A 21,356-nucleotide genomic window follows, 5' to 3' on the forward strand; every position below is an offset into this window, starting at 1 on the left:
ACCGCGCGATTTAGCTCGGCGGGATGTGAGGTGCGGGGGACCCCGGAACACGTCCGGGGTGACGCAGTACGACAATCAAATCGAGGCGGGGACTGAATGTTCAAGAAAATCCTGGTCGCCAACCGTGGCGAAATCGCCTGCCGCGTGATGCGGACCGCCAAAAAGATGGGCATCGCCACGGTCGCGGTCTATTCCGACGCAGACGCCCGCGCGCCGCACGTTCTGATGGCGGACGAGGCGGTTCGGCTGGGGCCGGCACCGGCGGCGGAAAGCTATCTCAAGGCCGAGCTGATCCTGCTCGCCGCGCAGGAGACCGGCGCGGACTGTATCCATCCCGGCTATGGCTTCCTCTCCGAACGCGAGAGTTTCGCGCGCGCCTGCGCCGAGGCGGGCATCGCCTTCGTGGGCCCCCCGCCCAACGCCATCGCGGCGATGGGCGACAAGATCGCATCGAAGAAGCTTGCCAAGGCGGCGGGGGTCAACGTCGTCCCCGGCTTCCTCGGCGAGATCGCCGATACCGAGGAGGCGGTGACGATCGCCACCGACATCGGCTATCCGGTGATGATGAAGGCGAGCGCAGGCGGCGGCGGGAAGGGCATGCGGCTCGCCTATAACGAGAAGGACGTGCGCGAAGGCTTCGAGGCGACCAAGCGCGAGGGGCTTGCCTCGTTCGGCGACGACCGCGTCTTCATCGAGAAGTTCATCGAAAGCCCGCGCCACATCGAAATCCAGGTGATGGGCGACCAGCACGGCAACATCGTCTATCTCGGCGAGCGCGAATGCTCGATCCAGCGCCGCCACCAGAAGGTCGTCGAGGAAGCGCCGTCGCCGTTCGTCACGCCGGCGATGCGCAAGGCGATGGGCGAGCAGGCGGTCGCGCTCGCTCGCGCGGTCGGCTATTACAGTGCTGGCACGGTCGAACTGATCGTGTCGGGCGCGGACAAGACGGGGAAGGGCTTCTATTTCCTCGAAATGAACACACGGCTTCAGGTCGAGCATCCTGTCACCGAGGCGATCACCGGGCTCGATTTGGTCGAACTGATGATCCGCGTTGCCTATGGCGAGAAGCTGCCGTTCGCGCAGAAGGACGTGACGCTGACCGGCTGGGCGATCGAGAACCGCGTTTATGCCGAAGATCCCTATCGTGGCTTCCTGCCGTCGATCGGCCGGCTCGTCCATTACGATCCGCCCGCCGATGAGCGCCCCGCTTATGGCCCGGTGCAGAAGGGCGCCGATTACGTTCGCGTCGATGACGGCGTGCGTGAGGGCGGCGAGGTGAGCATGTTCTACGATCCGATGATCGCCAAGCTCATCACCCATGCCGACACGCGCGAGGCCGCGATCGACCTGCAGATCGCCGCGCTCGACCAGTTCGAGATTGACGGGCCGGGCAACAATCTCGATTTCCTGTCGGCGCTGATGCAGCACCCGCGGTTCCGATCGGGCAACATCACCACCGGCTTCATCGCCGAGGAATATCCCGACGGCTTCACCGGCGCGCCCGCCGCACCCGCGCTGCTCGCCCAGCTTGCGGCCGTCGCCGCATTCGCGGCGACGGCGGAGGCCGATCGCGCGCGCCGCACCGATGGCCAGCTTGGCCAGCGGCTCGATCCGCCGTCGGATTGGGTGGTGCGCATTGCCGGCAAGGACCATAAGGTCGCGGTGTCGGAGGACGCGATCCGCGTCGATGGCGCCGAAATCGACATCGCGATGGAATATACGCCGGGCGACCGTGTGATCGAGGCGGAGATCGACGGCACCCCGCTGTTCGTCAAGATCGCCCGCACGCGCACCGGCTTCCGCCTCAACACACGTGGCGCGATCCAGACCGCGCGCGTGCTGCCCGCGCATGTCGCGCCCTATGCCAAGCATCTGCTCGTCAAGGTGCCGCCCGATCTGTCGAAGTTCCTGCTCTGCCCGATGCCGGGGTTGCTCCAGAAGCTCTACGTCGCCGAAGGCGATTCGGTCGAAGCCGGTCAGCCGCTCGCGGTGGTCGAAGCGATGAAGATGGAAAACATTCTGCGCGCCGAGAAGTCGGGCGTCGTCAAGGCCGTCAACGCCGCGCCGGGCGAAAGCCTCGCGGTGGACGCGGTGATCCTTGAGATGGCGTGACGTGCCTTCCCAATTCCGTCACCCCAGCGCAAGCTGGGGTCTCGTGGGCGCGAGCGGCACGCCTACCAACGGAAGATGCCAGCTTGCGCTGGCATGACAGCCTGGGGCGGCTATTCCGCCGCCTCTGACAGCTCCATCAGCGTCCTTGCCGCATCGCGGTCGGCGGGATTCGCGAACGCGACCTCCAGATCGGGCGCGACCCCCAGCATCTGCATCATCGCCCACATGCCGAAGCGCCGCCCGCGATCGGCCTCCAGCCCGAAATCGACCCGCAGCCGCTCGGCGCCTGCCTGCAATGCGTCGGGCGAGACCGCATCGAGATCATCGGTGCCGAAATAGCGCACGAACAGATCGTCGAGCTTCATTCGTCGATCCTCGCGCCGTCGAGCATGCGCGCCTGCCGCTCAGCCTCGGCGCGATCGCTCCGTTTCTGCGCGAGCGTGCGCCCATGCAGCGCGCGGCTTTGTGCGGCTGTGGTAGCGGCGTCGGTGCGCGCTTTCGCCTTGCGCGCGGTTCTCAGGTTGATGATCTCGGCCATGCGCGCTTGTAACCGCTTGCGTTTCTCGCGCCAACCGGCATAGCCGCGCGCCCGGCCAGCGAGCGAGGACACCATGCACGATGCGATCGGCCTCGATTTTGGAACCACCAACAGCGTCGTCGCGCGCGTCGGCGCGGATGGGCAGCCGCATCTTATCGACTTCGCCGCGCCCGATGTGACCAGCGCCGTGTTTCGCTCCGCGCTGTGCTTCTGGGAGGAGGACGGCCTCGCCTATGAAGCCGGGCCGTGGGCGATCGCCGACTATCTCGAGTATCCGCAGGGCAGCCGCTTCCTGCAATCGTTCAAGTCGGTCGCCGCCAGCGCGACCTTCGAACACGCCTCGGTGTTCGACAAAAGACTGCGCTTCGAAGACCTCGGCAAGCTGTTCCTCGCCAAGCTGGCGAGCCACGCGGGTGGCGCGCTGGCGAAGCCGCCGCGCCGGGTGGTCGTCGGGCGACCGGTCCATTATGCTGGCGCCCGCCCCGACGAGGCGTTCGCCCGGCAACGCTACGACGCGATGTTCGCCGGCTTCGGCGCCGAAATCCATTATGTGTATGAGCCGCTCGGCGCCGCGTTCAGCTATGCCGCGCGCGTAGAGGACAGCGCGACGATCCTGGTCGCCGATTTCGGCGGTGGCACCAGCGATTTCTCGGTCGTGCGGATCGCGCCGCCGGGTTCGCCCAAACGTTGCACCCCGCTCGGCCACGCCGGCATCGGCATCGCCGGCGACCAGTTCGATTCGCGCATCGTCGACAAGCTGGTGCTGCCGATCCTCGGCTTCGGCGGGCTGTACCGCTCGTTCGACAAGCAGCTCGAAATTCCACGCGGCTATTTCGCCGATTTCAGCGATTGGTCGCGGCTCGCGCTGATGCGCAACCGCCGCACGCTCGACGAGCTGCGCAAGCTGCAACGCGCGGCGCTCGATCCGCAGGCGATCGGGCGGATGATCGCGATCATCGAGGAGGAGCAAGGCTATCGGCTCTACGATTCGGTTGGCCGGCTCAAGCGCGCGCTGTCGCAAGATCAGAGCGCCGACTTTCACTTTGACGGTGAAGGCGTGCGGATCGACGCGACTGTCACCCGCGCCGAGTTCGAGGACTGGATCGCCGACGATCTCGCCCGGATGAAGGCGACGGTCGATCGCGCGCTCGCGCAAGCGGGTGTCGACGAAAGCGGCATCGACCGCGTCTTCCTGACCGGTGGCACCTCGCTGATCCCAAGCGTGCGCGCCCTGTTCACAGAGCGTTTCGGCGAAGACCGCATCGCTAGCGGCGGCGAACTCACCTCGATCGCCAACGGCCTCGCGCTGATCGGCCAGGAAGAGGATGTCGCTGCCTGGGCGGTGTGAGTTTCCGTCGCACCGGGCCGAAAGAAGTCTGGTTCGCGCAGAGGCGCAGAGGACGCAGAGGCGGTAACGCGATCCGCGACGGCGTGCGCCGTTCGTCCGATTCATGCTCCTGCGGCCTTCGGCCGCTATATATCTCTTCTCTCTGCGTCCTCTGCGCCTCTGCGCGAACTCCTATTTCCTCAAGCCTCGGTCGCCTCGGTCGTCCATCCAAGCCCCGGAATCGTGATCGACCGCCGCCCAGACAGGTCCACCCGCGTCACGAAGATGTCGCGGCCTTCGATATAGCTCATCACCCGCCGCGCCCGGCCGAGCGAACTGGTACCGTAGATTCGCGCGATCTGTTCGTCGGTCGGGCAGGGCGCGCCCTCGCGTGCCGCGCGCGCCACCAGCAGGAACGCGCCGAGCATGTCGTCGGGCAGCGTCGCTGCCACGGCGAGCGCATGCGCCCATTCGTCGTCGAGCCCCTCGAAGATGCCGGCGCGAGCCGCCGCCAGCCGCCGTGCGAACGCCGACGGGTCGAGCGGCGCGCGCCGCACCCCGACCATCCGGCAGCGCACCTGGAAATCCTGATACAGCACCGCCGCCGCGCGCCCGCCTGATTCGGGGTCGTCGGCGATCGCGCGCAGCACATCGACAATGATTTGCTCACGCTCTTCGGGGGCGAGTTCGGGTTCCGGCTCGGCGCGCACCGGTTCGGGCCGCGCGATCACGCTGTCCATCAGATCGGCCGACGCGGCCGGGCGTGGCGGGGGCGGGTTGGCGGCGGCGTGCATGAACAAGGTCGGTTCATCGACCTCGACCTCGGTCATCAGCAGGTCGCGCATGTCGGCGCCCTGCGCTTGCGGCAGCGGGGTCAGCACCGGGCTGCTGCTGCGCGCCGAGGTCAGCACCTGCCCGATCTTCACCATGATCGGCCGGCGCGCGATCGCCGGCCCCAGCCCCAGGAAGGTGCCGCGCGTGAGGTCGCGAATCTGCTCCGCCTGCCGCCGCTCCATGCCGAGCAGATCGGCGGCGCGCGCCATGTCGATGTCGAGGAAGGTGCGCCCCATCAGGAAGTTGGACGCTTCGGCCGCGACGTTCTTCGACAATTTGGCGAGTCGCTGCGTCGCGATGATCCCGGCGAGCCCGCGCTTGCGCCCACGCGACATCAGATTGGCCATCGCCGACAGCGAAGCGCGGCGCACCTCCTCGGTGACTTCGGCGCCGGCGGCGGGCGCGAAGATCTGCGCCTCGTCGATCACCACCAGCGCGGGATACCAATGTTCGCGCGGCGCATCGAACAGCCCCATCAGGAAGGCGGCGGCGCAGCGCATCTGGCCTTCCATCTCCAAGCCTTCGAGGCTCAGCACTACCGACGAGCGATGCTCGCGCGCACGCGCCGCAAAGCGCGTGATCTCGGCGATCGAATAGTCGACCGCCTCGATCACGACATGGCCGTACGGCCCGGAAAGCGTGACGAAATCGCCCTCGGGATCGATGATGATCTGTTGCACCTCGCGTCCGCTGCCTTCCAGCAGGCGGCGGAGCAGATAGGATTTGCCCGAACCCGAATTGCCCTGCACCAGCAGCCGCGTCGCGAGCAGTTCCTCAAGGTCAATCGTCACCGCGCCGCCGTTCGCGTCGGTGCCCATGTCCACACGGAAAGTCATCGCGTGCGAATGGCGGAAAGCGGGCAGGGGGAGCAAGCGTTAATACGTTGTCCGCGACGTCCATTCGTGCCGAGCGCGCCCGCACCCGAGATGTCGCAGACATGCGCCGCCGACACGTCGCTTGTCGCGCGCGCCGCCGGCGCGACGTTCACTCTGCCAGCCGCAACTCCGCATCGAGGAAGTCCAGAAACGCGCGCACGCGCAGCGCCAGCCGGTCGTGCCCGCTGTACAGCGCGTGGATATCCTCGCCATCGCCGGGATTGCACGCGGCCAGCACCTCGACCAGCCTTCCGGCGGCGAGATCCCCCGCCACGTGGAAGCGGCCGAGCCGCGCGATGCCGCCGCCGGCGACCGCCATCAGCCGCACCACCTCGCCCGAATTGCCAAGGAACGGCCCATCCACCGGCCGTTGCACGACACGCCCGCCGCTCAACAGCGGCCACGAATCGACGCTTCGGCGGAAGCTGAACTTGAGGCAGACGTGCCGCGTGAGGTCGCCGGGGTCGCGCGGCGTGCCGCGCCGCGCGAGATAATCGGGGCTCGCCACCAGCGCCATGGCGCTATGGCCGAGTTTCTTCGCGCGCAGCCGCGTGTCGCGGAGCGGGCCGATGCGGATCGCGATGTCGGCGCGCTCCTCGATCAGATCGACCAGCGTGTCGGAAAGCGCGAGATCGACCGTCACTTCGGGATGAGCGTCAAGGAAGCGCGGCAGGATCGGCACCAGGCAGTGCACGCCGAACGGCACCGCCGCGTTGATGCGCAGCAGTCCGCGCGGACGGTCCTGCTCGCGCCCGAGGCTTTGCTCGACCGCGTCGACCTCGGCGAGCAGCGCCGAGATGCGGCTGCGATACGACTCGCCTTCCGGGGTCAGCGACAGCGAGCGCGTCGTGCGCTGCACCAGCACCACGCCGAGCCGTGCCTCCAGCCGCGCGATGCTGCGGCTGACCGCCGAGGGGGTCAGCCGCAGCGCCTTGGCGGCCGCGGCGAAGCTCCCGCCCTCGGTGACGGCGAGGAACGTCTGCATGTCGCCGATGCGGTTATCCACAGGTGCGTCCCTTTGGTGATCGTCGATCACTTCTATTGTGCACTGCTGCCAACTAATCATCAATGCCGCGTCGTCATATCTCCCGGTCCGTCATTCCAATGGAGGTTTTTGGACAATGGACCTGCAACTCAAGGGCAAGACCGCGCTCGTCACCGGCTCCACCGCCGGGATCGGGCTCGCCATCGCCGAGCGTCTCGCCGCCGAAGGCGCCGCGGTGACCGTCACCGGCCGCAGCCAGGACAAGCTCGACGCCGCCGCCGCCAAGGTCGGCGCGACGCGCGCGGTGCTCGCCGATGCCGGCACGGCGGAAGGCTGCGAAACACTGATCGCCGCCGTTCCGAACGTCGATATCCTCGTCAACAATCTCGGCATCTACGAAGCCAAGCCCTTCGTCGAGATCACCGATGCCGACTGGTTCCGCTTCTTCGAAATCAACGTGATGAGCGGCATCCGTCTGTCACGCCACTATTTCCCGAAGATGCTGGAGGCGAACTGGGGCCGCGTGATCTTCATCGCGAGCGAGAGCGCGCAGCTCATCCCGGCGGAGATGGTCCATTACGGCATGACCAAGACCGCGCAGCTCGCGATTTCACGCGGCCTCGCCGAGCAGACGCGCGGCACCGGCGTGACGGTCAACACCGTGCAGCCCGGGCCGACGCGCTCGGAGGGGATCGTCGAGTTCATCCGCTCGACCGTTTCCAACAAGGACGCGCCCGAGGCCGAGCGCGAAGCCGAGTTCTTCGAGAAGCTGCGCCCGCTGTCGCTGATCCGGCGTCTGATCGAGGCTGAGGAAGTCGCGGCGATGACTGCGTTCCTCGCCAGCCCGCTCGCGGCGGTGACCAACGGCGCGGCGATCCGCGTCGAAGGCGGCATGGTACCGACGATCGCCTGATCGGGCGGATGTGAAAAACCCCGGCGATACCGCGTATCGCCGGGGTTCGATCCGTCTCCGCAGTGTGCGGCGCGATCAGGAGCTGGCGGGATGGTCGCTGTAGCAACCGCCAGCAGCGGCGCAAATGCCCGTCGCGATCGCGAACAGGGCGCCGATCCCGACGAGAATGGTGTCCGTATTAAGGAACTTCTTCGATTTGCCGCGCGGCGTGTACGCGGCGCGCTCGACCAGCTTCGCGCGGACCCCGGTCGTCGGCGCGGCCTGCGCTGCGACGGCCGGCTGAAGCGTCGGCGCGGCCAACGCCGGAGCGGAGGTGGCCATGAGCATGCAACTGGCGGTTGCGATCGCAACGAACGTCTTCATGATCTGCCTCCCTGGAATATCTGAACCTACAGAGTAGCGCCTAGCCTGACCGCCGGCACGAGTCAACGATGTTCGCTGGCGCGATCGCCCGCGAGACGGCGATAGAGATACCCGACCTTCGCGATCATCCGATCTTCGGTAAACATCTCGAGAAACAGATCGCGCCCGCTGCGTCCGAGCGCGCGCAAAGTGTCGCGATCCAGCCCCGCCAAAACCTCGGCCAGCGCCGGCACGTCGCCGCGCGGGTACAGATAGCCCGAGATGCCGGGCCGCACGATCTCCGGCAGCGCGTCGGCGTCGCTCGCCACGACCGGCCGCGCCTGACGCATCGCCTCGATCGCGACGAGCCCGAAGCCCTCCCAGCGCGACGGCATCACGATCGCATCCGCCGCGGCGATATAATCCGGCAGCACCTCGCGCGGTTTCCAGCCATGTTCGGTGACATTGGCGGGGGCGGGCTGCGCCTCGTCCATCCTGTCGCCCACGGTATGCAGGTGGATCGGCCGCTCGCGAAGCAGCGCCATTGCCGCGAGCAGGTCGGGCAGCCCTTTTTGCGGCGTCGTCCGGCCGATGAACAGGAGGTTGAGCGTGGCGGGATCGAAGCCCGCTGCGGGCGCGATATCGCGATCGAGCGGGGGCAGCCCGTTGTATACCATCTCCAGCTTCGCCGGCGGCAGACCGACGGCGATGGCGCTGTCCTGCTCGAACCGTGAGATGCAGAGGATGCGGTCGGTAGCCCGGGCGAGCAGCCGTTCGATGGCGATATAGATCCGCTTCTGCCACGCTGGGATTTGCATGTTGAATGCCCAGCCATGCGCGCAATAGACGATCGCCGGCCGCTGCTCGGCCCGCGTGAACAGGTAGCGCGCGCGGATCAACACGCCCGCGAAGGTGCTGTGGATATGAAGGATGTCGGGCCGCTCCGCTGCGATGGTACGGTGGGCGAAACGCGCCATGCTCGCGAATGCGCCCGGTCGTCGCGCTGAACTGCGGAACAGGCGCAAGGTCGATTGCGGAATCGTATCGAAAAAGTGCTTCTCGTCGTCGCCGACGACGATTACGACGTTGCTGGCGCCGTGCTCAGCCGCCTGCGCGGCGACGAGCTGGGCCATATGGGTAGCGACGCCACCTTTCGTCTTTTGCGCAACATGCAGGATTTTCACGCGGCGAGGCCCGGCATCACGGCGTGTCGTCCGCCGCTGCTTGCTCCGGCGCAGGCTCGGGTTCGGTGGTCGCTGGCACGAACGCTGCCGGCAGCCCCACCGCCGCGATCGGGGCTCCCCCGCGCGTTCGGTTGGCGGAGACGGTGCCGAGGGCCTTGGTCTGCACGTAGACCGCGCCGACCGTGTTGCCGCTGACGGCGGCATGCCCCTGCGTCCCGAACAGCACGATCGGCATAGCGGCGCCCTTGCCCGCATCGATCACGACATTGCGCGAAATCTCGGCCCGGTGGCCACCGGCGATCGGTGCCGTGTCCGCGATGGCGATCGCGCCGGGATCCTGGGCTGCGCTTACGCGTATCTCATTGTCGGTGAAGGTCGCCTGGACCGCGCTATCACCCAGCGCGCGATATGGTGCCACGATCGCACGGTCGAAACTGAGTTTGTTGCGCGTCACGATCAGCGTGCCGGTCGAGCCGCAGGTGAGGTCGCAGGCGACGTTCTCGAATGTGTTCCCGTCGAGCACGAGCCGCGAGAAATAGCTCGGCAGGCAAACGCCGGTGCCGGTCTTGCCGCCAAATATGAAGCGATTGCCGATGAACGACACGTCGATCGCGCCCGGCGACTGCCGGAAGCCCGCGCTACGCAGCGCGAACAGCGCGCGGCCACCGCTCTTGCCGTAGCGTTTTCCGTAGCGGGCGGGTAGCTGCGCGGCGCTGCCGTCCTGGTAGACCTGGTTGTTGCGAAACACGATGTTCTTCGCGGCATAAAAGGTCGCCAGCCCGTAATTGGCAGCGTTGCGTACAATATTGTCGTGCGCAAGCGCGTTAAAGCAGCCTTCGAAGTCGATCCCGACATCGAGCATCTCGCTGACTTCATTGTGCGCGACGAGGATGCCGTCGCCATTGTTGCCGTAAATGCCGCCGTTGGCACCATGCACCTTGTTGTGCGTCACATAGATGTCGCGCGCTCGACGAAGATATTGCGGCGCGCCGCCCAGGTTGATCTTCGCTGAGCCCCCGAACCAGCTTATGTTCGCGAAACGTCCGGTGTTTCCGACCGCGATGATCCGCCGGCCGTAGTTCACCCGCAAGATCTGGCTCATGTAGGCGCCGCCATCGATCCGGTTATCGTAGGCGAAAATATCCTCGTTGAGGTCATCCCCGATGGGAGAAAAGCCGGCGTCGAGCGCGAGATCGTGAATGTCCTTGCGGGCGTCGCGTACGGGTTTGCGCAAATGCCCGACGAACAACGCTCCGAACCGGTCGGTCGAGCAGCGTGTGACGGAGACTTTGCGCACGTTCAGGCCGCGCAGAATCGTGCCGTTGGATGGCAGCGGTGCAGGGCGCACCAGGCGGAGGGAATCGATGTGGACGCCAGTGAGGAAGCTCGCCGGGTTCTTGTCCGCAGGCACGGCGATGAAGGGGTCGCGCTGCCGCCCCTCCCAACGCAGTACCGTGGCGTCACCCGCGCCCAGGATGACGATCGGGCGAGTCAGCGCGATCGCGCGGGTCAGCCGGAGCGTGCCGGCCGGGATCAGCAGCACCGGCACGCCGGCGTCGATCGCCTGCTGGAGCGCGACGGTGTCGTCTGCCTGCCCGTCGAGCTTCGCGCCGAACTGGCGAATGTCCTTTCCCGTGGTGCGCCACTGCGCGATCTGCGCGTAGAAGGCGGCACGCGTCGGCGCCCATTTGGGCCATTCCGCATCCTCCGTTGTGCCATGCTGGGCAAGCGTCGCGCGCACGCACAATGCGCCCCCAGCCAAACCGAGCAACGGCAGCACGGCGCGACGGCTGAGCTTCGAGATGTCATGATCACGCATCGAAAAGGCTCCTGCACTCGCCCGTTGGCATATTCACGCGCATGCGCCTAGCCGCGCCGCCTGCGACCGTCCCATAGCGCCAGTCCGCATAGCAGGCATGGCCATAACATCGTGTTGAACACATCCTGCTGCGTGTCGCGGATTTGCCAGTTCTGCAGAACCGGCCATGTCGCGGCCAGATCCATCGTCTCGTTGAGCGCTTCGAGCAGGGCGACGCCCGCCAACGCCCACAGTGGACCGAGGCGTCGCCGTGTCGCCAGCCGCAACACGATATACATCGCGATGCCGAGATGAATGTGCAGGATGGACCGACCGATTTCGCCCCGCGGCGCGACGAAATTTTTCAAGGCTTCGAAGTCCGCGACCAGGCTCATTGTCACCGTCCACCCAAGTGCGTGCCTCGTGACGGGACCATAGCGGCGTTCGACCGGGGAACAACCGCCATATTGGAACGAGTTGATGCATCGCACCATTTATGGCATCGTTACCCCGCAATCCTGCCGCCCCGTCGATATCGAGAGAAGGGGAAAGATTCGCGTGGCCACGTTTGAGAGCAAGCTGGGGGAGAGCGAACGCGTGTCGTTTGATCCGGCCGCGCTCCCGCCGCGCGGCATATCCAAGCAAATGATTCGCGGCCGGCTGGTGCTCTCCGTGTTGGCGGTCGATCTGATCGCGATCGTGGCGCCGATCGCTTTGGCCGCATGGGTTCATCTCGGCTACTTCTTCGGCGTGCGCGTGGTAAGCCTGCTCATTCTCGTGCTGCCGCTTTATTACCTCATCGCCTTGCAAATAAAGGCGTTTTCGCTCCGCAACATCATCAAGCCGCCGCGCAGCATGCGTAAGGCGTTTTCCGCATTGCTCGGAGCCTATGCGATTGGGCTGGCGATCACCTTCGCGACACGTTCGAATGAGGAGCTGTCGCGCGTGCTGGTGGCCACCGGCTGTCTGCTGAGCGGCATTTCGCTGATCCTGGCGCGCGCGATTTTCGCCGATCTGGCGGCGCGCGCTCTGGGCGGTACCCCGGCGACCGAAATCGTCATCGTCGACGGCGTCGAGCCTCCCCCGCAATGTACCGCGACCCGCGTCGATGTGCAGGGCGCCGGCATCATTCCCAATCTCAGCGATCCGATGATGTTGCACCGCATCGGCGAGTGCGTGTTCCAGGCGGATCGCGTCATCATATCCTGCCCGCCGGAGCGGCGCGGAAAATGGGCTTTGGCGCTCAAGGGCGCGGGCGTTCAGGTCGAGGTGCTCGCGCCCGAACTGGACGCGTTGGGGGCGATCGGTACGAGCAACTACCATGGCTTCGCGACCGCCGTGGTCGCGGTCGGCCCGCTGAGCGGTATCGACCGGGTCACCAAGCGGGTGTTCGATCTGGTCGTGGCCGGCGCCATGCTGATCGGGCTGCTGCCATTGCTGGTGATCGTCGCGATCGCGATCAAATGCGATTCGCACGGGCCGGTTCTGTTCGCCCAGCAGCGTGTCGGTCAGGGCAACCGGCTGTTCCGCATGCTCAAGTTCCGCAGCATGTACGTCACACAGGCGGACGCGAGCGCCAGTCGGCTCGTCACGCGTGGCGACCCGCGCGTGACGCGCGTCGGCTGGTTCATCCGCCAGACGAGCATCGACGAATTGCCGCAGCTTTTCAACGTGTTGCGAGGCGAAATGAGTATCGTTGGCCCGCGCCCGCACGCGACCGGCGCGCTCGCCGGCAGCGCGCTCTATTGGGAGGTGTCCGCGCATTACTGGAATCGCCACGCCGTCAAACCCGGCCTGACCGGGCTTGCGCAGGTGCGGGGATTTCGCGGCAACACCGAAACCGGTGCGGATCTGCTCAACCGGCTACAGGCCGATCTCGCCTATCTGGAATCGTGGACGGTGTGGCGGGACGTGATCCTGGTGTTGCAGACCTTCAAGGTGCTGATGCACCGCAATGCTTTTTGAGCTCTCACGCGTCGCGCCGTAGTGTGCTCACGCCCCCGAACAATATTGCGCCGCAACAAAAAACGCCGTTCGGTGTTCCAGCGGCGTTGTATGCCAATCGACAAGGCGGCATTCGCCCCGGTATAGGCTCCATGCGGCCCTGTTCCCGGCGGCGCATTTCACACATTTCATCGTGATTTTCGGAGATAGACACGCATGACGATCAAGCCGGTGCGCAAGGCGGTTTTTCCGGTGGCGGGTCTGGGTACGCGGTTTCTGCCCGCGACCAAGGCGATGCCGAAGGAAATGCTGACCGTTCTCGACAAGCCCTTGATCCAATATGCGGTCGAGGAAGCGCTCGAAGCGGGGATCGAGCAGGTCATCTTCGTCACCAGCCGGAACAAGTCCGCGTTGGAAGACCATTTCGACGTCTCGTACGAACTCGAGGCGACCATGCGGGCGCGCGGCAAGTCGCTCGCCGTGGTCGAAAGCATCCGCATGAAGCCGGGTTCGCCCGTCTATGTCCGCCAGCAAGAGCCGCTTGGCTTGGGCCATGCGGTCTGGTGTGCGCGCGATATCGTCGGCCACGAGCCGTTCGCGGTGCTGTTGCCCGACGAGTTGATGGCCGGCACGCCGGGCTTCATGAAGCAGATGGTGGAGGCGTATCAAACGGTCGGCGGCAATATCGTCGGCGCGCTCGAAGTGGCACCATCGGAAACGCACAAATACGGCATTATCTCACCGGGCAAGGTCGATGGCCGTTTGACCGAGGTTAAGGCGCTCGTCGAGAAGCCGGCGCAGGGCACCGCACCGTCGAACCTGATGATTCCGGGCCGCTACATCCTTCAGCCCGAAGTGATGCGGATTCTGGAGAGCCAGGAAACCGGCGCGGGCGGTGAGATCCAGTTGACCGACGCGATGCTGCAACTGATCGGCAAGCAGCCGTTCCACGGCTTCACCTTCGCGGGTGAGCGGTACGATTGCGGCGACAAGGCCGGTTTCATCCAGGCGAACCTCGCAATGGCGCTGGCGCACGAGGATATCGGCCCGAACGTGCGTGCCTTCGCAACCGAGTTGCTGGCGCGTTGAGGTTTGGCCGCGTCGGGCCAGTCCCGGCGCGGCCTTGGTTTCACGGGGCCCGCCGCTGGTCGAGCCGAGCTGCGCCGCCGATCAGGCCGCGCTGCGGCGCGCCGGCTCGAGTGCGGGTTTCGTGGCCGACTCGAACAGCCACCGCCGCGTGCCGTCTATGCCGAGAACGGTGAGGCGCCCGCTATAGACCGCGCCGGTATCGATACCGATGCGGTTGGTGCGCAGTTCCGGCTCCTCCGTCACGGTGTGGCCGTGGACGATGATGCGGCCATGATCGACGTTACTTTCCAGAAACGGGCTTCGAATCCAGCGCAGGTCGTTTTCGGATTGTTCGGCGAGCGGTACGCCGGGCCGGATACCGGCATGTACGAAAACATAGTCGCCGCGAAACACCATCTCGTCGCAATCGTTCAGCAAGGCGAGATGTGTGGGCGGCACCAGCGCGCGAAGCCGCTCGGCGAGCGCCTCGTTCGAGAGCGTGTCGTATTCGTGGCGTGTGATGCCGTAGCTGAACAGCGTTTCACGACCCCCGATCTTGATGAACATCGGCAGGAGGTTGGCTTCGCCCTGCAGGATTCGCAGGAACACTTCCTCGTGGTTGCCCAGTAGCACGCTGATGCTGCGCCCGCTCGTGCGCAGTTCCACGACGCGCTCGACCACTTCAGCCGAATCGGGGCCACGGTCGATCAGATCGCCGAGGAAGATGATTTCGGACGGGCCGCTGGCGGTCTTCGCGTCCTGCTCCTCGATCTGCTGCAGTACATCGTCGAGCAGATCGCGCCGGCCGTGGATATCACCGATCGCGTACAGACGTGCGCCGTAGGAGGCCGCCACCATCCGCCGCTCCGGCTGTCGCTCTCGGCGACGGTTGAGGAAGCGGGATAACATCTAGGTCGAACACTTGCCTTCTGAATTGGTTCAGTCCGGATACGCTTATTTCCATTTTGGATGATATCATGCTGCACTGCAACGCGGCGAATCGCAACCCGGCCGAATCGCGATGTCGACGGGCTGCGGCGGGAGCGCGCCAGGATGCGCGCCTTGCTCACCAACGTCGGAAGGCTTATTTCCCACGCATGGCGAGCCTTCATCAACATCGGGAACCGCATGGCGACGATCTCGCCCGCGCTGCACAGGACGTGCTGGAGCGATCCGGCGAACAATGGACGACGATGCGCGCGCATATCTTCGCCGCGCTCGCCGGGTTCGACAAGCCGGCATCCGCCTATGACATCGCCGAGGCGGTGTCCAAGGCGGAAGGGCGGCGCGTCGCTGCGAACAGCGTGTACCGGATTCTCGATCTGTTCGTCGCCGCCAACCTCGCGCGGCGGGTGGAGAGTTCCAACGCCTATATCGCCAACGCGCATCCTGATTGCCTGCACGATTGCATCTTCCTCGTCTGCGACACCTGCGGCCAGACGACGCATCTCGACGATGACCGTGTCACCAGCGGCGTGCGTTCCGCGGCGGAGAAGGCCGGTTTCGCGCCCGAGCGCCCGGTGATCGAAGTGCGCGGCAAATGTGCCGACTGCGACGCGGCCGGCTGAGCCGCATCCAGGTTCGCGCGCGGGCGCTACGTGGCGGAGGCCGCCGCACCGAAGCGCGCTGCAGCGGCTAAAGCATCTTGCCCATCCGGGCGCCCGGCACCGGCACGCCGCTGTCGTTCATCCTCGCCACACGTTCGATCACGGCATAGCCGCAAGCGCGGTAGAGCGGTTCGCCTGCCAGCGTCGCCATCATCTCCGCGCGCGAGAACCCCGCGTCCCGCGCGGCGTTCTCGCAAATCCGCAGGATCATGCGGCCGATCCCACGCCGCGCGAAATCGGGGTCCGTGTACATCGCCCGGATTCGGGCCGCATCCGTCGCGGGATCGAGCGTTGAACCATCGCGCAACGAAACGCTGTGGTTGCCGCCATAGAGAGTAGCGCGAAAGCTCCAGCCGCCGCAGCCGGCGAGTCGATCGCCCGCCATGACGACGAAATAGGTGCCATCCTCGACCAACTGTGTATCCAGCCCCATGCTTAGCCGGCTCGCCGCGACCTGTTCCGCCGTCAAAAAGTCGCTTTGCAGAGCGGCGATCGCGCGTTCCATCAGCGCCGCGATCGCGGGGATGTCGTCGGTTGTGGCGAGGCGGTGTGACAGAACGGACATGCAGGCGTTGTCCAATTGCAACGCAGCCGCCGTCAAGTCGCATCAGAAACGATCGCGACAATCGACAGTCGCGCGCGGCTTCGCTAATGACGGCCGATGGTTGACGCTTCCACTACGCCGCTTCTCGACACCGTCGACACGCCCGCCGATCTCCGCAAGATCGCGCCCGCCGACCTCGCTCAGCTCGCTGACGAGCTGCGCCAGGAGACCATTTCCGCTGTCGGCGTGACCGGTGGCCACCTCGGTTCGGGACTGGGCGTCGTCGAGCTGACCGTGGCGATACACTATGTGTTCGATACCCCGCGCGACCGACTGGTGTGGGACGTCGGGCATCAATGCTACCCGCACAAGATCCTCACCGGGCGCCGCAACCGCATCCGCACGCTGCGCATGGGCGGTGGCCTGTCCGGCTTCACCAAGCGCAGCGAGAGCGAGTATGATCCGTTCGGCGCGGCGCACAGCTCGACCTCGATCTCGGCCAGCCTCGGCTTCGCGATCGCCAACAAGATCGCCGACCAGCCCGGCAAGGCGATCGCGGTGATCGGCGATGGCGCGATGTCGGCGGGCATGGCGTATGAGGCGATGAACAACGCGGAGGCCGCGGGCAACCGCCTCGTCGTGATCCTCAACGACAACGATATGTCGATCGCGCCGCCGGTTGGAGGGCTGTCGGCCTATCTGGCGCGGCTCGCGTCGAGCAAGGAATTCCTCGGGCTTCGCGATCTCGCCAAGCGTGTCGCCAAGCGGCTGCCGCGCCCGCTCGCGACCAGCCTCAAGAAGACCGACGAGTTCGCGCGCGGCATGGCGATGGGCGGCACATTGTTCGAGGAGCTCGGCTTCTATTATGTCGGGCCGGTCGATGGCCACAATCTCGACCAGCTCATCCCCGTGCTCGAAAATGTCCGCGACGCCGACAAGGGGCCGATCCTCGTCCATGTCGTGACCCAGAAGGGCAAGGGCTATGCGCCCGCCGAAGCCGCGCCCGACAAATATCACGGCGTGCAGCGGTTCGACGTGATCACCGGCACGCAGGCGAAGGCGCCGCCGGGGCCGCCGCAGTATCAGAACGTATTCGGCCAGGCGCTCGTCGAAGAGGCCAAGACCGACCCGACCATCGTCGCGATCACCGCGGCGATGCCGTCCGGCACCGGGCTCGACAAGTTCGCGCAAGCCTATCCAGAGCGCTTCTTCGATGTCGGCATCGCCGAGCAGCATGCCGTCACCTTCGCCGCGGGTCTCGCCGCACAGGGAATGCGGCCGTTCTGCGCGATCTATTCGACCTTCCTCCAGCGCGCCTACGATCAGGTCGTGCACGACGTGGCGATCCAGAACCTGCCCGTCCGCTTCGCGATCGATCGCGCCGGTCTGGTCGGCGCGGACGGTGCGACTCATGCCGGCAGCTTCGACGTGTCGTATCTCGCCACCTTGCCCAATTTCGTGGTGATGGCGCCGTCCGACGAGGCCGAGCTGGTCCATATGGTCCACACCGCCGTCGCGCATGACAGCGGCCCGATCGCGGTGCGCTATCCGCGCGGCAACGGCGTCGGCGTCGCGCTGCCGGCGACGCCCGAAGTGCTCGAGATCGGCAAGGGCCGGATCGTCCGGCAGGGGCAGAAGGTCGCGATCCTGTCGCTCGGTACGCGGCTCGGCGAGGCGCTCAAGGCAGCGGACGCGCTCGATGCGCGCGGTCTGTCGACCACCGTCGCCGATCTCCGCTTTGCCAAGCCACTCGACGAGGCGCTGATCCGCAAGCTGCTGACCACGCACGAGGTCGCGATCACGATCGAGGAGGGCGCGGTCGGCGGGTTCGGCGCGCATGTGCTGACCTTCGCCTCGGACAACGGGCTGATCGACGCCGGACTCAAGCTGCGCACGCTGCGTCTGCCCGACGTGTTCCAGGATCAGGACAAGCCCGAGGTGCAATATGCCCAGGCGGGGCTCGATGCCGATGCGATCGTCGAATCGGTGTTAAAGGCGCTGCGCTACAATTCGGACGGCGTGATCGAGAGCGCGCGCGCCTGACCCCTGGCGTCAGGCGCGCACGATCTCGGCAAGGATCGCGTCGAGCAGCAGCATCCCGGACTCGTTGACGACGAGCCGGTTGCCGGCGCGCGTGACCAGGCCTTGCGCCGCGAGCCGCGCAGTCGCCGGTTCGTCGATCAGGTCGGCGATCGGTGCCGCGCCCAGCTGTGCGACCCGCGCGAGGTCGACGCCCTCGCGCAGCCGCAACCCCATCAGCAGCGCTTCCTTGGCGCGCTCAAGAGGCGCGAGCGCGTCTTCGATCTGCGCGCCGTGGCCGTTGCGCGCGACCGCGCCGAGCCAGTTCTCGGGCTTCTTGTGGCGGGCGGTGGCGAGGCCGGCGCGGCGGCCGTGTGCGCCGGGGCCGATGCCGGCGTAATCCTGGTAGCGCCAATAGACGAGGTTGTGCCGGCTCTCCGCGCCGGGCAGCGCGTGGTTCGAAATCTCATACGCCGGCAAACCAGCCGCCGCCGTGGTCTCGCGGGTCATCTCGAACAGGTCGGCGGCGGTATCCTCGTCGGGGATCGTCAGCCGCCCCGCCGCCGCCTCGGTCGCGAAGCGCGTGCCGGGTTCGATGGTGAGCTGGTAGAGCGACAGATGCTCGGTGCCGAAGCCGATCGCGCGGCGCAGCTCCGCCTCCCACGCCGCGAGGCTCTGGCCGGGGCGGGCGTAGATCAGGTCGAAGCTGACTCGCCCGAACGCGGCCTGCGCGGTCGCCAGTGCGGCGAGTCCCTCGTCGACGCCGTGTGCGCGGCCGAGGAAGCGCAACGCCGCGTCGTCGAGCGCCTGCAATCCGAGCGACACGCGGTTGACCCCAGCCGCCGCGAGATCGGCGAAGCGCGCCGCCTCGACCGAGGACGGGTTGGCCTCGAGCGTGATTTCGATAGCGTCGGCGAAGCCCCACGCGCGCTCGGCCGCCGCGAGGATCGCCGCCACCGTCGCGGGCGGCATCAGCGAGGGCGTGCCGCCGCCGAAGAAGATCGAACCGAGCCGCCGCCCCGGCAGCGCGCGCGCCTCATGGGCGAGATCGGCGAGCAGGGCGTCGCGCCAGGCGAGTTGATCGACACTCTCGCGGACATGGCTGTTGAAATCGCAGTACGGACATTTCGAGACGCAGAACGGCCAATGGACATATAGGGCGAGCGGCGGCGTTGGGTCGGCGGTCATATGGGCGCCTATGCGCGCCCGCGGAGGACGTGGAAAGATGCGGATCATTGTGTTGCTCGCGCTGGTGCTCGCGGCGTGTTCGCCGTCGGGGCCGCCGCGCATCGTCGAGCCACGCCTGAAGGAGCAGCCGGCGCGCGGGCTGAGCCTGCTCCGGCAGGCGATGCTCGACGGGCACAATCGCGCGCGCGGGGCGGTCGGCGTCGCGCCGCTGGTGTGGGACGACACGCTCGCGGCGCATGCGCTCGGCTATGCGCGCACGCTCGCCGCCGAACATCGCTTCGAACATGCTGAGCAACCGATGGGGCCGGGGCGCGAGGGCGAGAACCTGTGGACCGGCACGCGCGGCGCGTATCGCTATGACGAGATGGTCGGCGGGTTCGTCGATGAGAAACGCTTCTTCCGCAATGGCGTGACGCCCGATTTCAGCACCACCGGCAGATGGGAGGATGTCGCGCATTACACGCAGCTCGTGTGGCGCAACACGACTCGGTTCGGCTGCGCGCTGGCGAGCAACGAACGCGACGACTATCTGGTCTGCCGCTATACCCCGCCGGGAAATGTGGTGGGTGAGCGCGCGTTTTGACGGAGCGCGGCGATCACTCGGCCGGCGTCGCCTGCGGCAGCCTGAACTGGACGCGGACCACGCAGCCGCGATGTCCGACGTCGCTCTCCGCCACGCTGCCGCTGGAGATCACCCGCGACGCGGCGCTGCCGAAGGTCGCGGCCGGTTCGGCAGCGAGCACCCGAACGTTACCGACCGCCCCCCACGGCGCGGTGTCGAAGCCGATAATCGCATAGCCTTCGATGCGCCGGGCGGCGAACGGACGGGGATAGGCCTCGCCGGTGTATAGCGGCCGAACCGTTTTGGGGTCGATCGCGCAGGCCGGGAGCGCACCGCTATCTTTGGGCGCATCCGCCGGGATCGATGGCGCCGCGATCGGCTGGTTGCCAAGCCGGTAGAAGTGGAACGTGCAGCCGTGCAGCGCCTTCCCCGGCGCATACAGGTTGCCGCGCAGCGCCCTGACGCTCGCCACGTCGAGCGCGGCGCTTCCCGACGCGCCAACCACGTGGACGTTGCGCGTGTGACCGGCCGCATCGACATCGAAGCGCAGAAACGACCAGGATCGCGTGCCTGACGCCTGCGCGATCGTCTCGAAATTCGGGTAGTTTAGCCGACGCGGCGAGCCCGGCCCGCGCGCGCAATCCCCGTCAGCGTTAAGCCTCTCGTAGATTTCCCGGGTCGCGATTCCCGGAACCGGCGCGCTCGCCGTTTCATACAGCAGCGCGAGCGGTGCGTCGGTTATCGGCACGAACTCCGCGGTATAGGCGATGCTGCAGGTCTGCCGCGGCATGCCCGCCGCGAAGCGCGAGGCGGCGAGCGCGGGCGCCAGGTCATCGGTGTCGATGTAGAAGCCGGGAAAGGGATGCGGATCGACCTGGATGTCCACCGCCCGCCCGTCCGCATCGATCGCGAAGCGCAGCGCATAGGGCGCCGCTTGTGTCGCCGCTTCCCGGTTGCGCAGCACACTCGTGGTGAAGGGCGTCTCGAGATGTACCGGTGTCACCGGCTCGCCGGCGCAGAGGATCTTGCCGGGGGCGAGACGGACGATGTCGCCCGGCCGCTGGGCTGACTCACGCACCACATTTTGAACCGGTGGCGGGGGAAGCGAAACGAACATGGCGCGCTCCGAATCGATGTCGGTGCCGGGAGGATAGCAATATCGTAAGGCACGCCAATGACATACGCATCGAAAGCGTGTGTCGGCCAAACGGGCTGCGGATTGGACCGGCGGTACGGGAGGAGCGCTTGGAAACCTGGGGGCGGAAGTCCAATTCCCGCGTTATGTGTGTCGGGTCGGGATTGTGTTGGCTGCGCGCCATGCGATCCCCGGACAGTCAGAGCGGGAGCCGCCTTCATGAGTACCGACGATATGATGATCGACACGCCCGATGGGCCGATGTCGTTCGCCGAGTGGAAGAAGAAGCATCCGGTGCAGATCCCGTCGCGTCGCACCAAGGGCAAGGATCTGCCGGTGAAAGTGAAGCGCTTTACCGAGAAGTGACGCCTGCCGCCCCGA

Annotated in this window: 21 protein-coding genes; 9 read left to right on the plus strand and 12 right to left on the minus strand. The window is 66.5% G+C overall.

What is annotated here, in order from left to right; genetic code table 11:
* Positions 1 to 96: 96 nt before the first annotated feature.
* Complete coding sequence (locus tag BLS81_RS13550) at positions 97 to 2,112, plus strand: acetyl-CoA carboxylase biotin carboxylase subunit (RefSeq protein ID WP_093224595.1); 2,016 nt, start codon at positions 97 to 99, stop codon at positions 2,110 to 2,112.
* Positions 2,113 to 2,222: 110 nt separating this feature from the next.
* On the opposite strand, the gene BLS81_RS13555 is transcribed toward BLS81_RS13550, so the two are convergent.
* Both BLS81_RS13555 and BLS81_RS13560 read right to left on the minus strand, forming a co-directional pair.
* A complete protein-coding gene (locus tag BLS81_RS13555; RefSeq protein WP_093224597.1) occupies positions 2,223 to 2,477 on the minus strand; it encodes a hypothetical protein in 255 nt (84 codons plus the stop codon).
* On the minus strand, positions 2,474 to 2,650 hold the full coding sequence (locus tag BLS81_RS13560; protein ID WP_093224723.1) for a DUF4169 family protein: 177 nt from the start codon (positions 2,648 to 2,650) through the stop codon (positions 2,474 to 2,476). Before BLS81_RS13560 ends, BLS81_RS13555 begins: the two co-directional genes overlap by 4 nt.
* A gap of 73 nt (positions 2,651 to 2,723) precedes the next feature.
* Here BLS81_RS13560 and BLS81_RS13565 point away from each other — a divergent pair, with 73 nt between their 5' ends.
* Positions 2,724 to 3,998 (plus strand): Hsp70 family protein, encoded by a 1,275-nt coding sequence (locus BLS81_RS13565; RefSeq protein ID WP_093224598.1) that lies wholly within the window; start codon positions 2,724 to 2,726, stop codon positions 3,996 to 3,998.
* Positions 3,999 to 4,177: 179 nt separating this feature from the next.
* Here the strand turns inward: BLS81_RS13565 and BLS81_RS13570 are convergent, their stop codons facing one another.
* Together BLS81_RS13570 and BLS81_RS13575 are read right to left on the minus strand one after the other, a co-directional pair.
* On the minus strand, positions 4,178 to 5,647 hold the full coding sequence (locus tag BLS81_RS13570; RefSeq protein ID WP_093224600.1) for an ATP-binding protein: 1,470 nt from the start codon (positions 5,645 to 5,647) through the stop codon (positions 4,178 to 4,180).
* Between the two features lie 148 nt (positions 5,648 to 5,795).
* A complete protein-coding gene (locus tag BLS81_RS13575; protein ID WP_093224601.1) occupies positions 5,796 to 6,692 on the minus strand; it encodes a LysR family transcriptional regulator in 897 nt (298 codons plus the stop codon).
* A 115-nt stretch (positions 6,693 to 6,807) separates the two neighbouring features.
* Between BLS81_RS13575 and BLS81_RS13580 the strand changes: the two genes are divergently transcribed.
* Complete coding sequence (locus tag BLS81_RS13580; protein ID WP_093224603.1) at positions 6,808 to 7,584, plus strand: SDR family NAD(P)-dependent oxidoreductase; 777 nt, start codon at positions 6,808 to 6,810, stop codon at positions 7,582 to 7,584.
* 75 nt (positions 7,585 to 7,659) lie between these two features.
* Here the strand turns inward: BLS81_RS13580 and BLS81_RS13585 are convergent, their stop codons facing one another.
* From BLS81_RS13585 to BLS81_RS13600, 4 genes are all read right to left on the minus strand, one after another.
* A complete protein-coding gene (locus BLS81_RS13585) occupies positions 7,660 to 7,911 on the minus strand; it encodes a hypothetical protein (RefSeq protein ID WP_143023362.1) in 252 nt (83 codons plus the stop codon).
* A 98-nt stretch (positions 7,912 to 8,009) separates the two neighbouring features.
* Positions 8,010 to 9,110 (minus strand): glycosyltransferase family 4 protein, encoded by a 1,101-nt coding sequence (locus BLS81_RS13590; protein ID WP_256326233.1) that lies wholly within the window; start codon positions 9,108 to 9,110, stop codon positions 8,010 to 8,012.
* Positions 9,111 to 9,126: 16 nt separating this feature from the next.
* Entirely contained in the window at positions 9,127 to 10,929 is a 1,803-nt protein-coding gene (locus BLS81_RS13595; RefSeq protein ID WP_093224607.1) for a right-handed parallel beta-helix repeat-containing protein, read from the minus strand.
* 47 nt (positions 10,930 to 10,976) lie between these two features.
* On the minus strand, positions 10,977 to 11,303 hold the full coding sequence (locus BLS81_RS13600; RefSeq protein WP_093224609.1) for a hypothetical protein: 327 nt from the start codon (positions 11,301 to 11,303) through the stop codon (positions 10,977 to 10,979).
* A gap of 163 nt (positions 11,304 to 11,466) precedes the next feature.
* Between BLS81_RS13600 and BLS81_RS13605 the strand changes: the two genes are divergently transcribed.
* Both BLS81_RS13605 and galU read left to right on the plus strand, forming a co-directional pair.
* Complete coding sequence (locus tag BLS81_RS13605) at positions 11,467 to 12,873, plus strand: exopolysaccharide biosynthesis polyprenyl glycosylphosphotransferase (protein ID WP_176787169.1); 1,407 nt, start codon at positions 11,467 to 11,469, stop codon at positions 12,871 to 12,873.
* 195 nt (positions 12,874 to 13,068) lie between these two features.
* Positions 13,069 to 13,941, plus strand: a complete 873-nt coding sequence (gene galU, locus BLS81_RS13610) for a UTP--glucose-1-phosphate uridylyltransferase GalU (RefSeq protein ID WP_093224612.1) — start codon at positions 13,069 to 13,071, stop codon at positions 13,939 to 13,941.
* Positions 13,942 to 14,022: 81 nt separating this feature from the next.
* Here galU and BLS81_RS13615 read toward each other — a convergent pair whose 3' ends face one another.
* Positions 14,023 to 14,778: a metallophosphoesterase family protein gene (locus BLS81_RS13615; protein WP_176787170.1), complete on the minus strand. Its 756-nt coding sequence runs from the start codon at positions 14,776 to 14,778 to the stop codon at positions 14,023 to 14,025.
* A 239-nt stretch (positions 14,779 to 15,017) separates the two neighbouring features.
* Between BLS81_RS13615 and BLS81_RS13620 the strand changes: the two genes are divergently transcribed.
* The gene (locus BLS81_RS13620) at positions 15,018 to 15,488 is read left to right on the plus strand and encodes a Fur family transcriptional regulator (protein ID WP_093224615.1); all 471 of its coding nucleotides are present in this window, start codon (positions 15,018 to 15,020) and stop codon (positions 15,486 to 15,488) included.
* A 67-nt stretch (positions 15,489 to 15,555) separates the two neighbouring features.
* On the opposite strand, the gene BLS81_RS13625 is transcribed toward BLS81_RS13620, so the two are convergent.
* Positions 15,556 to 16,092, minus strand: a complete 537-nt coding sequence (locus BLS81_RS13625) for a GNAT family N-acetyltransferase (protein ID WP_093224725.1) — start codon at positions 16,090 to 16,092, stop codon at positions 15,556 to 15,558.
* Positions 16,093 to 16,188: 96 nt separating this feature from the next.
* Between BLS81_RS13625 and dxs the strand changes: the two genes are divergently transcribed.
* Positions 16,189 to 18,114 carry a 1-deoxy-D-xylulose-5-phosphate synthase gene (dxs, locus tag BLS81_RS13630; RefSeq protein WP_093224616.1) on the plus strand — a complete coding sequence of 642 codons (1,926 nt, stop codon included), beginning with the start codon at positions 16,189 to 16,191 and terminating at the stop codon, positions 18,112 to 18,114.
* A 9-nt stretch (positions 18,115 to 18,123) separates the two neighbouring features.
* Here dxs and hemW read toward each other — a convergent pair whose 3' ends face one another.
* Positions 18,124 to 19,278, minus strand: coding sequence for a radical SAM family heme chaperone HemW (hemW, locus tag BLS81_RS13635; RefSeq protein WP_093224617.1), 1,155 nt, complete (start codon positions 19,276 to 19,278; stop codon positions 18,124 to 18,126).
* A 37-nt stretch (positions 19,279 to 19,315) separates the two neighbouring features.
* Here hemW and BLS81_RS13640 point away from each other — a divergent pair, with 37 nt between their 5' ends.
* The gene (locus tag BLS81_RS13640) at positions 19,316 to 19,861 is read left to right on the plus strand and encodes a CAP domain-containing protein (RefSeq protein WP_093224618.1); all 546 of its coding nucleotides are present in this window, start codon (positions 19,316 to 19,318) and stop codon (positions 19,859 to 19,861) included.
* 13 nt (positions 19,862 to 19,874) lie between these two features.
* Here BLS81_RS13640 and BLS81_RS13645 read toward each other — a convergent pair whose 3' ends face one another.
* Positions 19,875 to 20,918 carry an energy transducer TonB gene (locus tag BLS81_RS13645; protein ID WP_143023363.1) on the minus strand — a complete coding sequence of 348 codons (1,044 nt, stop codon included), beginning with the start codon at positions 20,916 to 20,918 and terminating at the stop codon, positions 19,875 to 19,877.
* Between the two features lie 276 nt (positions 20,919 to 21,194).
* On the opposite strand from BLS81_RS13645, the gene BLS81_RS20805 reads away from it, so the two are divergent.
* Entirely contained in the window at positions 21,195 to 21,341 is a 147-nt protein-coding gene (locus BLS81_RS20805) for a hypothetical protein (protein WP_176787171.1), read from the plus strand.
* The last annotated feature ends 15 nt before the right edge of the window (positions 21,342 to 21,356 follow it).

The organism is Sphingomonas sp. NFR15, from assembly GCF_900103265.1.
In the GTDB taxonomy this organism is placed as follows: Bacteria; Pseudomonadota; Alphaproteobacteria; order Sphingomonadales; family Sphingomonadaceae; genus Sphingomonas; species Sphingomonas pollutisoli.

What these genes read in the sequence shown, in the direction of transcription:
- BLS81_RS13550 (WP_093224595.1), top strand. Translation starts at nt 97, where the DNA reads ATGTTCAAGAAAATCCTGGTCGCCAACCGTGGCGAAATCGCCTGCCGC.
- BLS81_RS13555 (WP_093224597.1), bottom strand. Translation starts at nt 2,477, where the DNA reads ATGAAGCTCGACGATCTGTTCGTGCGCTATTTCGGCACCGATGATCTC.
- BLS81_RS13560 (WP_093224723.1), bottom strand. Translation starts at nt 2,650, where the DNA reads ATGGCCGAGATCATCAACCTGAGAACCGCGCGCAAGGCGAAAGCGCGC.
- BLS81_RS13565 (WP_093224598.1), top strand. Translation starts at nt 2,724, where the DNA reads ATGCACGATGCGATCGGCCTCGATTTTGGAACCACCAACAGCGTCGTC.
- BLS81_RS13570 (WP_093224600.1), bottom strand. Translation starts at nt 5,647, where the DNA reads ATGACTTTCCGTGTGGACATGGGCACCGACGCGAACGGCGGCGCGGTG.
- BLS81_RS13580 (WP_093224603.1), top strand. Translation starts at nt 6,808, where the DNA reads ATGGACCTGCAACTCAAGGGCAAGACCGCGCTCGTCACCGGCTCCACC.
- BLS81_RS13585 (WP_143023362.1), bottom strand. Translation starts at nt 7,911, where the DNA reads ATGCTCATGGCCACCTCCGCTCCGGCGTTGGCCGCGCCGACGCTTCAG.
- BLS81_RS13595 (WP_093224607.1), bottom strand. Translation starts at nt 10,929, where the DNA reads ATGCGTGATCATGACATCTCGAAGCTCAGCCGTCGCGCCGTGCTGCCG.
- BLS81_RS13600 (WP_093224609.1), bottom strand. Translation starts at nt 11,303, where the DNA reads ATGAGCCTGGTCGCGGACTTCGAAGCCTTGAAAAATTTCGTCGCGCCG.
- galU (WP_093224612.1), top strand. Translation starts at nt 13,069, where the DNA reads ATGACGATCAAGCCGGTGCGCAAGGCGGTTTTTCCGGTGGCGGGTCTG.
- BLS81_RS13615 (WP_176787170.1), bottom strand. Translation starts at nt 14,778, where the DNA reads ATGGTGGCGGCCTCCTACGGCGCACGTCTGTACGCGATCGGTGATATC.
- BLS81_RS13620 (WP_093224615.1), top strand. Translation starts at nt 15,018, where the DNA reads ATGGCGAGCCTTCATCAACATCGGGAACCGCATGGCGACGATCTCGCC.
- BLS81_RS13625 (WP_093224725.1), bottom strand. Translation starts at nt 16,092, where the DNA reads ATGTCCGTTCTGTCACACCGCCTCGCCACAACCGACGACATCCCCGCG.
- dxs (WP_093224616.1), top strand. Translation starts at nt 16,189, where the DNA reads ATGGTTGACGCTTCCACTACGCCGCTTCTCGACACCGTCGACACGCCC.
- hemW (WP_093224617.1), bottom strand. Translation starts at nt 19,278, where the DNA reads ATGACCGCCGACCCAACGCCGCCGCTCGCCCTATATGTCCATTGGCCG.
- BLS81_RS13640 (WP_093224618.1), top strand. Translation starts at nt 19,316, where the DNA reads ATGCGGATCATTGTGTTGCTCGCGCTGGTGCTCGCGGCGTGTTCGCCG.
- BLS81_RS20805 (WP_176787171.1), top strand. Translation starts at nt 21,195, where the DNA reads ATGAGTACCGACGATATGATGATCGACACGCCCGATGGGCCGATGTCG.